The organism is Streptococcus hillyeri (assembly GCF_003686955.1).
Taxonomy (GTDB): domain Bacteria; phylum Bacillota; class Bacilli; order Lactobacillales; family Streptococcaceae; genus Streptococcus; species Streptococcus hillyeri.
Map to the genome: position 1 here is coordinate 93827 of NZ_RCVM01000003.1, position 15692 is coordinate 109518.

The 15692-nt window shown below is 40.2% G+C and carries 13 protein-coding genes; 4 read left to right on the forward strand and 9 right to left on the reverse strand.

What is annotated here, in order from left to right; translation table 11 throughout:
• Positions 1–106: 106 nt before the first annotated feature.
• Positions 107–2299, forward strand: coding sequence for an LTA synthase family protein (locus EAF07_RS03030; protein WP_121834812.1), 2193 nt, complete (start codon positions 107–109; stop codon positions 2297–2299).
• 132 nt (positions 2300–2431) lie between these two features.
• Here EAF07_RS03030 and EAF07_RS03035 read toward each other — a convergent pair whose 3' ends face one another.
• The 9 genes from EAF07_RS03035 to holA all read right to left on the reverse strand — a co-directional run bounded on the left by EAF07_RS03035 (position 2432) and on the right by holA (position 13678).
• Positions 2432–4102, reverse strand: a complete 1671-nt coding sequence (locus EAF07_RS03035) for a formate--tetrahydrofolate ligase (RefSeq protein WP_121834813.1) — start codon at positions 4100–4102, stop codon at positions 2432–2434.
• Between the two features lie 163 nt (positions 4103–4265).
• Positions 4266–5090 (reverse strand): C39 family peptidase, encoded by an 825-nt coding sequence (locus EAF07_RS03040; RefSeq protein WP_245962686.1) that lies wholly within the window; start codon positions 5088–5090, stop codon positions 4266–4268.
• Between the two features lie 611 nt (positions 5091–5701).
• Complete coding sequence (locus tag EAF07_RS03045) at positions 5702–7030, reverse strand: cell division protein FtsQ/DivIB (protein WP_121834814.1); 1329 nt, start codon at positions 7028–7030, stop codon at positions 5702–5704.
• A complete protein-coding gene (locus EAF07_RS03050) occupies positions 7031–8098 on the reverse strand; it encodes a UDP-N-acetylglucosamine--N-acetylmuramyl-(pentapeptide) pyrophosphoryl-undecaprenol N-acetylglucosamine transferase (protein ID WP_121834815.1) in 1068 nt (355 codons plus the stop codon).
• Positions 8099–8134: 36 nt separating this feature from the next.
• Entirely contained in the window at positions 8135–9502 is a 1368-nt protein-coding gene (gene murD, locus EAF07_RS03055) for a UDP-N-acetylmuramoyl-L-alanine--D-glutamate ligase (RefSeq protein ID WP_121834868.1), read from the reverse strand.
• Between the two features lie 110 nt (positions 9503–9612).
• Entirely contained in the window at positions 9613–10728 is a 1116-nt protein-coding gene (locus tag EAF07_RS03060; RefSeq protein WP_121834816.1) for a serine hydrolase, read from the reverse strand.
• Between the two features lie 390 nt (positions 10729–11118).
• Positions 11119–11724, reverse strand: coding sequence for a superoxide dismutase SodA (gene sodA / locus EAF07_RS03065; RefSeq protein ID WP_121834817.1), 606 nt, complete (start codon positions 11722–11724; stop codon positions 11119–11121).
• 71 nt (positions 11725–11795) lie between these two features.
• Complete coding sequence (locus EAF07_RS03070) at positions 11796–12626, reverse strand: hypothetical protein (protein ID WP_121834818.1); 831 nt, start codon at positions 12624–12626, stop codon at positions 11796–11798.
• Between the two features lie 11 nt (positions 12627–12637).
• Positions 12638–13678, reverse strand: a complete 1041-nt coding sequence (gene holA / locus EAF07_RS03075) for a DNA polymerase III subunit delta (RefSeq protein ID WP_121834819.1) — start codon at positions 13676–13678, stop codon at positions 12638–12640.
• A gap of 230 nt (positions 13679–13908) precedes the next feature.
• On the opposite strand from holA, the gene mazE reads away from it, so the two are divergent.
• Genes mazE through EAF07_RS10925 form a run of 3 tightly spaced genes read left to right on the forward strand, consistent with a single transcriptional unit; the run spans position 13909 to position 15181 of the window.
• Positions 13909–14121: a type II toxin-antitoxin system PemI/MazE family antitoxin gene (gene mazE / locus EAF07_RS03080; protein ID WP_121834820.1), complete on the forward strand. Its 213-nt coding sequence runs from the start codon at positions 13909–13911 to the stop codon at positions 14119–14121.
• Positions 14111–14455 (forward strand): type II toxin-antitoxin system PemK/MazF family toxin, encoded by a 345-nt coding sequence (locus EAF07_RS03085; RefSeq protein WP_121834821.1) that lies wholly within the window; start codon positions 14111–14113, stop codon positions 14453–14455. Before mazE ends, EAF07_RS03085 begins: the two co-directional genes overlap by 11 nt.
• A 57-nt stretch (positions 14456–14512) precedes the next feature.
• Positions 14513–15181, forward strand: a complete 669-nt coding sequence (locus EAF07_RS10925) for an excalibur calcium-binding domain-containing protein (protein WP_245962687.1) — start codon at positions 14513–14515, stop codon at positions 15179–15181.
• The last annotated feature ends 511 nt before the right edge of the window (positions 15182–15692 follow it).

Genomic DNA, 15692 nt, shown 5'->3' on the forward strand with positions numbered 1-15692 from the left:
TTATAGCAAATTTTCAGACAGTTAGCCACAGTAGGTTTAGATTACTCCTGATTTTTGTTTTATGCTATAATAAACTCATATGATTTCTAAGAATGAGGAAAATACTTTGAAAAGACTAAAAAACACTTTCTTTGATGTGGTCTCGACGAGGTTAGGCTTTGTATTGCTACTACTACTTGGCTATACCCTCAAGACGATTTGGGCCTACTTCATGGCCTTTAACCTCGACTTGGCCTCAGTTGAACACCCTGTGCAGTACTATCTCCGATTAGTTTTGGTGGTCATTAACCCTATTCCTGTCGGACTACTCTTGATTGGACTGGCACTTTATATTAAACGCAAAAAGCCTTTCTACATCCTTGCTTGGACCATCTCGATTTTGCTGACTACACTGCTCTTTGCTAATATTATTTATTACCGTGAATTTGCAGACTTTATCACGTTCAGCTCTGCCATGGCCAGCCGAAAGACCTCAGAAGGCCTTGGTAAAACAGTCCTTGATTCCTTGCAGGTTTGGGATCTTATCTATGTGATAGACTACCTCATCATAGCCTTTTTCTTTTGGAAAAAGAAGATCGCCACAGACAGTCGTCCTTTCCACAAGAGAGCCAGCTTTGCTGTCACATCCCTTTCAGCGCTCGCCTTTTCCATTAACCTGTTTATGGCTGAGTTGGATCGTCCTGAACTGTTGACCCGCGGATTTTCAAATACCTATGTGGTTCGCGCCCTAGGTTTACCAACCTTTAGCATCTACTCAACCAATCAAGCCATTCAGGCTCAAAAGGAGCGTGATAGCGCTAGCGCTGAAGACCTCGTTCCTGTTAAGGAATACCTCAGTAGCCACTATGCCGCCCCAAATCAAGATTATTTTGGAATCGGTAAAGGACGTAATGTGATTGTCCTTCACCTTGAAAGTTTCCAACAATTTTTGATTGACTATAAGTTAAAAGTCGATGATAAGGAATATGAAGTGACGCCATTTATCAATTCTCTTTATCATTCAAAAGAGACCTTTGCTTTTTCAAATTTCTTTAACCAAGTTAAGGCCGGAAAAACATCTGACGCCGAAACCATGATGGAAACTGGATTGTTTGGATTGTCAAATGGTTCTTTCATGGTTAACTATGGTGGGGAAAACACTCAATTTGCAGCACCAACTATCTTAGCTCAAAACGGTAACTACACCAGTGCTGTTTTCCACGGAAATGTCGGTTCATTCTGGAACCGAAACAACGCTTACAAACAGTGGGGCTATAATTACTTCTTTGATGCTTCTTATTTTTCTGAGCAAACAGAAAGCAATTCCTTCCAATATGGTCTCAATGACAAAACAATGTTAGCTGATTCAATCCAGTATTTGGAACGCATGCAACAACCCTTCTACACAAAATTTATCACCGTAACCAATCACTACCCTTACAACAGTTTATTGGGTAACAGCGATGAACAAGGTTTCCCTCTGGCTCAAACAAACGACGAAACCATCAACGGTTATTTCGCCACAGCAAATTATCTTGACTCGTCTATCAAAGCGCTCTTCCAATACTTGAAAGACACCGGAATTTATGATAATTCTGTCATTGTTCTCTACGGTGACCATTACGGAATTTCAAATTCACGAAATCCAGACTTAGCACCGCTTTTAGGAAAAGATACGGAAACTTGGAGCCAGTATGACAATGCCATGCTACAGCGTGTACCTTATATGGTCCATGTACCAGGCATGACCAAAGGCTTTATCAGCGATACCTTTGGTGGGGAAATTGATGGCCTCCCTACTCTCCTTCACATTTTAGGAATTGACACTGCAAACTACAGTCAAGTGGGACAAGATTTACTATCAGCAGACAATAAACAAATTGTCGCTCTCCGTACAGCTGGTAGTTACATCACACCACAATACACTTCCTATAATGGTCGTATCTATGACACTGTCAGCGGACTCGAAATCACCAATCCTGATGAGAACACAACGGTGGCATTAGAGGACATTAGAAACACTGCTGCTTTACAACTCAAAATGAGTGATGAAATCCAAACTGGAGACCTGCTCCGCTTTGATAAGACAAATGGATTAAAAGTTGTCAATGTCGAAAATTTCTCATATACAAACAGTCTCAAATCCTTGATTGCTATCGAACAAAAGCTCGGTTCAGCTTCAACCAGTATCTATAGCAAACACGGTAACAAAACAACAGTTGATCGCTTCAACGCACCTAGCTACCTATCGCTCAATCCCAAACCCGAGGAAAGCGAAAACACTAGCGAGACAAGCACCACAACTGAAAAGAAAGATTAACAATTAGCTCAGATAATTTTGAAAAATAGCTGAGCTAATATCATGTAACCTCTCCTGACATTCAGGAGAGGTTTTTGTCATCAAAAAAAGCCAACCGAAGTTGACTTTTTATCTGATAATTTACAAGGATTACTAGAACAAGCCTACTGCTGTGCCGTCTTCTGCTACATCCATATTAAGAGCTGCTGGTTGTTTTGGTAATCCTGGCATGGTCATCACATCTCCAGTCAAGGCTACGATGAAACCAGCTCCTGTTTTTGGCACAAATTCACGGATGGTGATATCAAATCCTTCTGGTGCTCCAAGGAGAAACTGATTGTCTGAGAATGAGTATTGTGTTTTCGCCATGCAGACTGGTAATTTATCCCAACCAAATTCCGCAAATTGTTTCAATTGCGTTTTAGCCTTTGGTCCAAATTGAACAGATTGACCACCGTAAATCTCAGTGACAATCTTAGTGATTTTAGCCTCAAGACTATCTTCATCAGAATAGAGACGCTTGTAGTCTGCTCCGCCATTTTCCACAGCATTAACGACAGTCTCTGCCAAATCAATACCGCCGTCAGCACCGTTTGCCCAAACGCTAGCTAATTCAACTGCGACATCAATCTGAGCACAGAGTTCTTTTAGAGCTACAATTTCAGCTTCCGTATCTGCCACAAATTCATTGATAGCAACAACTGCAGGCACGCCAAATTTACGAATATTGTTAACATGGCGCTCCAAGTTCGCAAATCCTTTACGGACAGCTTCAACGTTTTCCTGATTGAGGTCTGTCTTAGCCACACCACCGTGCATTTTAAGGGCACGCAAAGTGGCTACAATCACCACTGCATCTGGAGTTGTTGGCAAGTTTGGTGTCTTGATGTTAAGGAATTTTTCAGCACCAAGGTCTGCACCGAAACCAGCCTCTGTAACCACGTAATCTGCTAAACGAAGAGCTGTTGAGGTCGCCAAAACAGAGTTACAGCCATGAGCGATGTTGGCAAATGGGCCACCGTGCACAAGGGCAGGGGTGCCATAGATTGTTTGAACAAGGTTTGGCTTGATAGCATCCTTCAAAATAAGCGTCAATGCGCCTTCTACCTTAAGGTCACGAACATAAACTGGTTTTCTAGCGTAAGTATAGGCAACTACAATATTAGCAAGGCGTGCTTTAAGGTCTTTCAAATCTGTTGCCAAGCACAGAATAGCCATAATTTCAGAGGCAACTGTGATATCAAAGCCATCTTCACGTGGAACGCCATTAACAGGACTTCCAAGACCAATAATCACTTGACGAAGGGCACGATCATTAAGGTCAACGACACGTTTCCAAATGATACGGCGCTGATCAATACCAAGTTCATTTCCTTGTTGGATATGATTATCTAAGAGAGCTGACAGAGCATTGTTAGCCGTTGTAATGGCATGCATATCTCCTGTGAAATGAAGGTTGATATCCTCCATTGGAAGCACCTGGGCATAACCACCTCCTGCTGCGCCGCCTTTAATCCCCATAACAGGGCCCAGTGATGGTTCACGAAGGGCAATCATGGTTTTCTTACCGATTTTATTTAAGGCATCTGCCAAACCGATAGACATGGTTGATTTTCCTTCACCTGCTGGGGTTGGATTGATGGCTGTTACCAAAATGAGCTTTCCAACAGGATTTTCTTGAATAGCAGTAATCTTATCAAAAGATAATTTTGCTTTATACTTTCCATAAAGTTCAATATCATCAAAGGTAATCCCCACCTGTTCAACAATTTCTGTAATAGGTTTTAAGGCTACACTTTGAGCAATTTCAATATCTGTTTTCATGAGACACCTCGTATTTTTGATAATCTTATTATAACAGATAATAATCAAAAACACATATTGCAAACTGAAAAACAGAATAATGTTCGCGTTTTAGCTGAGTTAAAGTCCTTTACCACCATCTTTCGGTCGTATTTCTACAAAAAATTATATAAGTCACTAAATCTCACCAACCATAGTTTGGCTCTACGCAAACACTGGTCGAATGAAGCAGTTCATCAACCGTTATCTTTTTCAAGCCAGCATGAACAGGGTCTTGCATACTATATAACGGATCTAAATAGTAAACAGACGCAATATCATTACCATCAGTGGTCATCTCATACCCAATTCCTACAACATTATGTTCACCTTTTTTATCAGGATAAAGCGTTGAGAGTTCTATCGTATAGTACATAGGATAACCATCTGCTATATTTTTCTTCAAACGTTCCTTAAAAAGTGACTTGTCTTTCTCTGGATTGGTAATAGTTTCCAAGCGATAGCCTGCTTGGTTAGCTGCAGGGCTTTCATAGCCAAAAAGATGCTTATTCAGAATGGCAATCGCATCCTTATTATGGGTTCCAAAAGATGTATCTGTCCCCATTTCTTGTGCCAAAATCTCTTGGCTGACATCAATCCCTTTATAGGATAAAAGCATGCTGACTGTCGTTGGCGCACAGTTTGTTGGCGTTTGCTGAATTTGCTGTGTCACATTTAAAATCACCCTTTGGCGATTATTTTCCAAATGACCTTCTGGAGAAATGTTATCTACTTCTTCTCTGCTTGGTACTTCGGTTTCCTCAGAAGGTTTATCAGTCGTCTCACTGGTCACTTCTGACTTTGAAGCCTCTTTTTTATCCTTATCAACCTTTTCAGTAGTATTAGACTGCAACGATATCACCTTATCAGCTCCTTTTCCAGATTTAAACCGTGTTATCCCAAACACCATTCCTATCATCAGGATAAACAACGTCAAAAAAATGCTCACAAACATGATAAAACGTCTCATCGTATCACCTCACCTCATTTCACTTCCATTATAGCGCTTTCAACAAAAGAATGCAAAACAGATTACTTTAATACTTAACAACAACAAAGCTATAGTGTTTTGAATTTATAAAGTCAATTAGTTTTTATTTAGTATTTTTTAGCACTTCTCCTAATGTGGTGTGGGGCGCTCAAAAGGTCTAGGAGACCTTTTGAGGTGGGGAATAAGGCGAACGAAGTTCGTCTCAATCGTTAAGGTCTGGGAGACCTTTGGAGGTGGGAAATGAAGCTGACTAAGTCAGTGTCAGAACCTCCCCTCCTACAGAGTTCCATTCCTTCTTGGCAAGCCTAGGTCTCCTTCGCTCCCAGGTTTCTAAGCTCAGGCTGAAACTGTCCACTGGACAGTTTCACTAATAAGAATACCACTATAGCGAAAGAAACATTTTACCCTCACTTCGTTCGGTAGTCCATCAAAAGTATTAGAGGTTCTAAAATGCTAATTTTGATTTTGAATGAGTATAAACTGGATAAGAATGATTTTTTGGTAAATGAAAACTCCTGAAATACAACGACTGCTAATCTGATAAGCATTTAGCTCTCATTAGCAAATCGTACCATTCAGGAGTTTTGAAATTAGTGTGTTGTACTTTCGGTACTTGTTTCTTGCGTTGTGTCTGTTACAACTGTTTCTGTCAATTCTGGTGATGAGGTTTCCTCTGAAAGGGTTTCTGACCCTTCCACTTCCTCATTAGCGTCAGCTGTGCCATCCGTTTTCTTGTTTTTCTTTTTCGCTTCTTCCTCTGCTTTTTTCTTAGCCTCTTCACGCTCTGCTTTTTCCTGAGCCATAATAGCTTCAATGGTTTCATTAGTCGTGTAGATTCCTACTTCCATGTCGATGATGCTAGGAGCAGTCAGGGTTTCAGCAATTTTGGAATAAAATGGCAACTTGACATCAAGTTGTGATAAAGGCACCCGAATTTGATGACCTTCTTTGACTTCTAACAGAAGCAAATCCTTTGTTGTGGCATTGGTCACCGCATTGACAACTTTAATACGTGAGACGAGATCTTCATCGAGTTTTGCTAACTGAGTGACCAAGGACTGCACCGCTTTTTCATCCGTCAGATTAACCGTTAAAAAGTTCTCAGGTAAGTCTGCTTTTGAAACAACTGGCATACGCAGACCATTTTCAAGAACAGGCTGGTGACCAGCTTCTGTCTGAGCATAGGCGATGATTCGATTCTCCGTGATGGAAATCTCAAAAACGTTAGGAAAACGATAAGTGATTTCTGCTTTTTTCACCCACGGGTTAGCAGCTTGGATGGCTTTTTCAATGCTTTCTTTCTCGAAATACACACTCGAAATGTAATCAGATTGTTTAATTCCTGTTGAGACCAAAATAGAAGCCTTATCAGCATGTTCTAACCCAGTCACCTCAAACTGCTTTTCCTTGCTGTAAGGGCTAAGAATAAAACCTGAACACACCAGTGTTAAAACTGCCACAACAATGATAGAAGCAACTTTTAACCTTGCCACTCTCAATGGACGGTTCTTAAGACGCTGTTCTTTTTTTTCGCTCTTAGCCTTTTCCCTAAGCTGTTTTTTAAGCGCCTTTTCTTCTTTTAAAATATCTTTAGGGGTTGGAGCAGGATTTTCTAGCTTTACAACTTCCTCTTTGACGTCACTCGGTTCCTCAACAGTTTCATCATCATCTTCTTCATCTGTTGGGAAATCTTCTTCTGAGATGACATCTTGAATGTCTTCTTCACCATCCTCAGATTGTCTTTCCTCAGTTAAAGAATCCTCAAAATCATCCATAATTTGCTCTGGTTCTTCTGCTAAGACTTCCTCTTCTTCTGAGTTTTTAACAGCCTGCCTAGCGACAAATTCTTCGTGGAGCTTCTGCCAGTCAGTCTTTTCTATCACTTCTTTAGGCTCATTAGTGTCATGTTTTTTAGTCATTTACTTTCCTTCAATGGCATTACGCAAGAGCTGATAAAAGGCATCAGGTGATGTGATTTCCTCTGATTTTTTCATCGCTTCTTGGTAATTTTCTTTTTTAGATAATAGCAGAGCTACTTTCTCTTTTAAGCTCTCCACAGAAAGGTCTGGTTCAAGCAATTGTTCAGCGTAGCCTTTTTCCACAAAATAAGCAGCATTTTCTAACTGATCCCCACGTGACACCTCTTTTCCAAGTGGCACAATCACGTGAAGTTTTTGCATGGCAACCAGTTCAAAAATCGTATTTGATCCACCGCGAGTGACAACGACATCAGCCATGTCCATGAGGGGCTGATAAAGGTCTGTGACGTAGTCAATGCGATATAGATTTTTTGAAAGTGTGTTGAGGTTCTCATCGCCAGAAATATTGATAACGTTAAAATCAGTCGTCAAATCATTGGTGCTAATAAAGTCATTAAAAACCCTAGCACCAGCTGAGCCACCAATAAAGAGTAACGTTGTTTTACTCTCATCAAACTGCGCCTTAATAGCATCAATTTGATGCTGGTCAAAAGATTGAGGGTTACCAACCTTGGTAATGGCACCAATGTGCTTGGTTTTCACAAGACCAGCCGCCTGCTCAAAGGTTGTGTACATTCGCGTCGCAAACTTATAAGCAATTTTATTGGCCAAACCCATAGAAAGGTCTGATTCATGGATAAAGACTGGAATGTTTAATCCTTTTGCAGCTATAACTGGTGGTACTGAGACAAAGCCACCTTTTGAAAAGAGCGCCTGCGGACGAATTTTTGCCAAAATGACAACAGATTGAAGAATTCCCCAAGCTACCTTAAAGACATCAAGCATATTTTGCCATGAAAAATAACGGCGAAGCTTTCCTGTTGCAATCGAATGGAACACAACGTCAAGCCCAGATTTTTCAATTTCCTTGTGCTCAATGCCATTTTTATCACCAATATAGTGGACTTCCCAACCATCTTTTAGAAACTTAGGAATTAAAATAAGGTTTAGGGTAACGTGACCCACGGTCCCACCACCAGTAAATACAATTTTCTTTTTTGTCATCATTTAACTTCTTTTATTTTGATTGTTTTAGGGAACTTTTTACGAGTTACTGTTTTGTAATTTTAATTCTTCAAAACTGGTGATGAATTCTTCACCTCTAATTTCGAAGTTTTTATACATATCCCAGCTTGCATTAGCTGGACTGAGGAGAACCACTTCACCAGCTTGAGCATTTTCAAAGGCAATACGTGTCGCATCAGCGACATCCTTGGCATCAAGTGTCGGAACACCAGCTTTTTGCGCAGCTCGTTTGACACGATGAGCTGATTCGCCAAGGACAACCATCAACTTTAGCCCCTCAATATCAGGGACAAGCTCATCAAATTCATTACCTCGGTCCAAGCCACCCGCAATCAAAATAGTGGTCGCATTGTCAAAACCTGATAAGGCCTTTTGTGTGGCTAAAATATTGGTTGATTTCGAATCGTTATAGAATTTGACATCAGCGATTTCTCCGACATATTGAAGGCGGTGTTTAACGCCACCAAAGGCTGATAGGGCTTCTTTAATTGCCTGATTTGAGATGCCTGATAATTTAGCAACGACAATTGTTGCTAGGGCATTTTCAATATTGTGAGAACCTGGTACTCCAATTTCAGAAGCCTGCATAATGGCTTCACCTTTAAAGTAGAGGGTACCATCTGCTAGATAGCCACCGTCTACTTGCTCTGTCGTTGAAAACGGAACGACTGTTGCCTGAGTTTTGTGCGCCAGCTCTTTCGCCAAATCTTGGTTAACATTAAGCACCACAAAATCATCTTTGGTCATACGATTTTGCATGTTCCACTTTGCTGCAACATAGCCATCAAAATCCCCATGATAATCAATGTGCGTAGGCATTAGATTGGTAATAAGGGCAATATGAGGGCGGAAATCATTGATTCCCATCAGCTGGAATGATGATAGTTCCATAATCAGCGTATCATCAGCTGTCGCCTTAACAGCAACCTCAGATGCCGGAAAACCGATATTTCCAGATAAGAGACCCGTACGACCTGCTTGGTTAAAGACATCAGCAATCATCGTTGTTGTGGTCGTTTTTCCATTTGAACCGGTAATACCGATAATTGGCGCCTCAGAAACAAGATAAGCCAACTCCACCTCCGTCCATACAGGAATGCCCTTTTCAAGGGCACGGACTACCATGGGATTATCATATCGAATGCCTGGGTTTTTCACCATCAGCTCAAAATTTTCATCCAAAAGCTCAACAGGGTGACTGCCACATACGACTTTTATGCCTTCTTCAAGCAAAGCTTGCGCCGAGGGATTTTCATCGAAAGGTTTCCCATCATTGACGGTCACAATAGCACCGAGCTTCACCAGCAGACGTGCTGCCGCTTCACCAGAACGTGCTAAACCTAATACTAATACCTTTTTATTTTCAAAATCTGTGATCTGTTTCATGTCACAATAAGTCCATTCTATCAATTCTATCCCATCTATTTTACCTTTTATAACAGCATTTTTCAAGGTAAAGGTAGGCATCAAAAAACTAGGATAAACCTAGTCCTCATTTAATAATTTTCTGTAACTCCCTCTGTTACTGGTAGCTCTTTGGCTGGGTTCATATTTACCTTGTGCCATTCGTTGATAACATAGGTTAAACAGCATAATTGATTATAACCGTAACCGCTCATATCAGTAGTATCTGCATTACTCCCGCCAAATCCTGCCGTATAAATTGAAATAAGGTAAGGAATTTCTTCTTCTACAATAGCATTGACATTTAAGGCTTCCTGAGAAAATCCAGGCTTTTGAGAGATGCGCACCGAATGAACATATTGCTCATACCATTGACCTGGGAAAGAAGCGTCTAATCGCTCAATGATTGGCGCATACTTATCTTTATGCTCCCATAAATAATCAAGTACCTGTATGTAGTAATCACTCGTTGTCTTGTTACCACCTTCGTAATCAATGGTCTTGATGTCTCCCTTTGAGTGACCAAATTTAGAGATTTTTTGATAGGCTTCATGAAAACCACCGAGACGATCAGCCATAACGTAGGCTGGTGTATTTTCAGAATGAATAAGAGCATTATCAAGAATCTGTGTCCAATTCATTGTTTCACCAAAGCCAGCTAGGTAAAGCGGGTAATCTGGTGCCTCAGTAATATTGCCAATAGTCGTATAAGGCACTTCCTCTGTCATATTAAGACGTCCAGCTGCAGCTTCATCAATAATCAACATTCCAAGTGGTAACTTATAAGTTGAACCAGCTGTCATCGGCTGAGTATCATTCATGGTAAGCGTCTCATTGGTCACTAGATTTTTATAAGAAAACGCTACCTGAGAAACGTCTAAACCTTGTTCTGCTAAGAAGGCCTTGACAGTATCTTCTAAACTGAGATGCGCATAGTCATAATATAGACCTAAAGACGACATATAAGCTAAGTCCTCAGCTACAACCGCTTCCTTAGCCTCTAGACTTTTTACGGTAGGGGTCACTTCGGTTTTCTTACTTTTCTTTGCTTCTTCCGAAGATGATTTTTTTAAGAGAGGCTGTGAAGAGTTATTGCCCATTTTAGGAAGAATAGCGGCACTAGTCAACCAAAGACTAACAGACAAGATAAGGAGGCAAAGAGTTCCCAAAATAATGAGGCGATTTTGAAAGAAAGTGCTCACTTCCATCTTAGAGAGCATCCTATTTGTAAAAAATATCAGACCTTCGTCAGTTCCCTTAAAGGTGTTTCGAGTATGTCTAACACTATTGTGTAAATAATTTGAAGGTTTTCTCCTTCTTTTTTGTCGCCTTCTAGAACGGCGTTTATTTTCTTTTTTCATATCGTCACTATTATAAAACAAATTCGAAGAACTATCTAATAATAACTAAAAAAGAACTGACTTGTGCCAGTTCCCCAAAATTATTTCGTTGCTGCGTACAATTCAGCTACCTTGTTCCACTCCTCAGTTCCATCGGCGAAACGCTCGATGTCACACGAAAAGTCCAATGGGACTTTCCTAGAGGAATGACTAGCTGTTCAAGGAGAAGATATCGTTCTCCTTAAAAAGTGTCGCTAATTATTTTGCTGCTTTGTAGAGTTCGTCAACTTTATTCCAGTTGATGATTTCAAAGAATGCTTTGATGTAGTTTGGACGGACGTTACGGTAGTTAAGGTAGTAAGCGTGCTCCCAAACGTCAAGTGCCAAGATTGGTTGTTTGCCATCCATGATTGGTGTATCTTGGTTTGGTGTTGATACCACTTCAAGTTTACCTTCTGCATTGACAACAAGGAATGCCCATCCTGAACCAAAACGCGTTGTTGCTGCTGCTGTGAAAGCCTCTTTGAAAGCGTCAAATGAACCAAATGCTTCATTGATTGCCGCTGCAACTTCTTCAGTAATTTCAGTTTTTTCTGGAGAAAGCAATTCCCAGAACAAAGCGTGGTTCAAGTGACCACCACCGTTGTTAATAACTGCTTGACGGATATCCGCTGGAATTGACTCAACGTCTGACAAAAGTGCCACAAGGTCTTCACCAATTTCAGGGTGTTTTTCAAGCGCAGCATTCACGTTTGCCACGTAAGTTGCGTGGTGTTTGCCGTGGTGTAGAGTCATTGTTTCCGCATCAATAACTGGTTCAAGCGCATCGTAAGCGTAAGGTAGGTCTGGTAAAATAATTGCCATGATTACATATCCTCTTTTCGTTATATTACCTTTATTTTATCTGAAAATGGCAGAGCTTTCAAAGAATTTGACTAGAAATAATAATCCTCATCAATACGTAAAAAGGTACCATCTTTGACATAGAAATAAAAATAATTGGAACTACTACCCGAATACGTTCCCGATTCTGTCTCTTCATCAAATCCGATGCTGTATTTACCATCAGGAAATTGTGTTAAATCGGCTTTCTCTACAGCAGTTTTCAAAAATTCCTTAGCCTCTTTTGCTTGTCCGAGTTTCTCATTAAGAACATCAGAAGTCATCAAATGGAAGGAAAAAGTCCCTATAACATTTTCCTTGGCCAGCATTTCTTTAATAGGAATGTCATACAAACCTTGGAGGGGTTTTCCAGCCTTTCGGTTCGTTTCCACAACCTTGTAGTAATCTCCTATCTGAGGCGAATCCTCATCAATCGTACCCCCAAAACCAGAGTAAGTCATATGATCAAATTGAAACCCTTTTATAGTCCTTTCCATTTCTTTCTGAAGTTGTCTCCCCTCTGGCTGCTTCCACATCGCCTCCAAGGCAATAGGGAAAAATGTCCTTACCAAGCTTTCTGTTGAAGCGATTGCTTCTGGACTAGAATCTTCAGGTTCCTCACCATAGCCTAGAGACAGAGAAAAGGTTAGCTCTTCGCCGTTAACAACTTCCGTATAATGACCATCAGCGCTATAGATACTCGTCTCTATCGTTCGACCGACAGCATCTTCAACGTTCATCTCTCCAGTGAAACCATAAGCTTTAAACAGGAGGGATAACTCGGACTCAGCTACCTGACGTTCCTTTTCACCATTTCCACAACCTGTTAGAAAAAAGAGCAAGGAAAATATCACAATCATTAAGCTAATCAGTTTCTTTTTCATATTCTTCTCCATCAACCTTTGAGTAAACTTGCTATCTTCAACAATGCCACTTCAAAGAGATAATCTTTGTCATAAACACCTGTCTTAATCTGATAATCGCATTCAATGAGCGTTGCGACAGCTTTTTTCAAAAAAGTTAAAGACAGAGTGCGACTATCTCGAAGAGCAAATTTCACCTGATAGGGATTGATGTTCCGTCCTATCAAACTAGAAAGCTCAGCTACCATAGCTTGCTCAGATTTCCCCTGACTAGCTAAAATCTTAACCTGCAAAAAGAGACGAAACTGCCCAAGCATAATCGCAATCAACTTAATCTCGTCCTCCCCTTGAAGTCGTAAATCCCTTACCAACTCACGACTAGCATCAATCTTGCCAGACAGGATATACTGAGTCAGGTCAAATAAATTATCTTGTAGGCTTTTGGGAATAGCTTGCGCAATGTCCTCATGTGTCACCGTGCCCTGCTTCTTATAAGATTTCAAAAAGGCTAAATTTTTTGAGGTGTCAGAAAAATCAAAGTTAGACTTAATCAAAAGCTCCTCAAAAACACCTGACTCAAACGCCAATCCTTCCTTATGAGCCAACTTCTGAAAATAGGTTCTCAGGTCTGCTTCTTTTAAAGGAACCGCTTCGAAAATCCGAGCGTCACGCTTGAGAATCTTCACTAGACGTCGCTTTCCATCTAGTTTTCCTGGCGCCATAATAACCAAGCGTGTTGTCTCCACAGGATTCTCTAGATAGGCTTCAAATCGCTTGAGTTCCTGCTCACCCAAATAAGATTTACGATCCGTCGTAATGTCTAAAAGATGATCAAAAATCACAACCTTTTCATCCGCAAAAAAAGGGAGACTTTCCAAATCCATTTCAGCCGCTGCATAATCAGTCTCAGCCATGTCAAAATAAGAATAGGTCAAATCATCCTTATCAAACGAGATAGCCTTCATAAAAGCTTCTTTTAGCTGACTATACTGGCCTAGGTCCTCACCAGTAACGACCGTAATCAGCCCCAGTTTTTCTTTGGTAATGTTACCAATTTCTTCAATAGCAATCATACCTTCATTATACCACAGGAAGTTATAACTTGACCATTTTCTCTATTTTGCAGTTTAGGTTCCCATTGATTGCTTCATGGCACTAAAAAACTTAATATTATGACATTAAAAAATGGCATTTTCTTGAAATTTCTTCACGGGAGCAAAAAGTATTTACTAGCTTTTGGTTTATCATTGCTAATAGCAAAAAAACGGTGTATACTTGTATATACAGAAAGAAGGTGGAAAATATGAACTTTGTAAAGGCTCGTAAAGTCGGTAACTCTATAACCGTGACACTTCCTAAAGACTTGGGTATCACCACTGGTCAAGAGTTCTTAATCGAGAAAGGTCGTAATGATGTCATTATGCTAGTTCCTAAGATTGCCAATCCTTTTAATGGTCTTGACGATTTAAGTATGGAAGATGACTTTGAAGGGGTAACATTGTTAGATCATGAGTAATTACATTCCTAAAAAGCAGGATATTATCTGGATTGATTTTGACCCTTCTGCTGGGCGAGAAATTCAAAAGAGGCGTCCTGCCTTAGTCGTATCTAGTGACAATTACAATAAACAGACTGGCTTTGTTGCTGTCTGCCCTATCACTCACGGACAAGCTAAATTAAGAGATAAGGGACTATTAGTTGACGTGGAAAATGAAAAAATTGACGGTTACGTTAACCCGTTCCAACTACACACTTTCGACTATCGTGCTAGGAATGCCCAAAAAATCACTATATTAAGCGATTATGCTTTTGCTCAAGTCGTTCAACTCTATCAATTCATTTTTGAATAAAGCAATTCAAACACTAAAAATAGACACACGCGTGCACACATACTAGGAGATTTAAATATGGCAAGAAAATCAAAAAAAAGCGGTTCTAATGGTCCTTGGATAATCATCGGAATTATTGTACTGATAGCGATCATCATTGTATTACTACCCGTTATTTTTATCGGTAGCTTATTTGCAGTTTGGTACTTCGGTAAAAAGAACCCTAATCCTAAAATGAGAAACATCGCTATCGGAACTGCTGTAATCAGCTTATTAAGTTGGAGCTTTATCGGAGACAGTAATGATAAAAATAATCAAGACACATCTGTGAAGTCTGGAATTGTATCTACAACAGCAACTAAGAAGAAAGAAAATCCCGAAGTGACCACTACTGAAAAGAAAACTACGGTAACAGAATTTACAACTTCTACCACTACAACAACCACTGAAAAAACCACAACTACATCAACAATCGCAACGACACTCGAAGCTCCGACAACACAAGCTCCTGACCCAGTTGTTTCAACTACCGAAAGTGTTCCGGTACAAAATTTTGCTACCGCACCAGTAGCAGAAGCTGCTCCAGCTCCACAACCCGTGGCACCCGAACCAGAAGCTGCTCCAGTTCAAGCATACTATGCAAACTGTACCGCAGTGAGAAACGCAGGAGCTGCTCCGATATATTCTGGAGACCCTGGTTATGGTCCACATTTAGACCGTGACGGAGATGGCGTAGCCTGCGAGTAATGAAAAGAAGTTGAACCAAAATCTCAACCCTCTCTTTTTTGATAATGGCAGATTGGCGCAGTAATTGATTGGAAGTCTATATCTGAACTTTAAGTGTCCATCTCAAATAGTCCACTGAACAGTTTCACCCCCACACACTAAAACTTATTAGTTTTAGTGTGAAGGGGGTGGCAAGACCTAGGCTTGCCAAGATGGAATGGAACTCTGTAGGAGCTCGCTTCCGCCCCACACCACATTAGAAGAAGTGCTAACAAAAATACTAAATAAAAACTAATTGACTTTACCATTCTATAAAACGCATATAACATAGTTATTAGCTATAACAAAAGCAAAAGAAACTGTCAAATACTATGAAAAAGTCCTAGAAAATTAGAGAAGGGAGCAAATCTGTTATTTTAGATTTTTCGATAGCTAAGAAACCTATCGTATTACCGTTTTTTAAGGCATATAATTTTATAACTTGACTATTTTCTCTATTTTGCTATGATTAAGGTATCTTAAAGAAGATAGG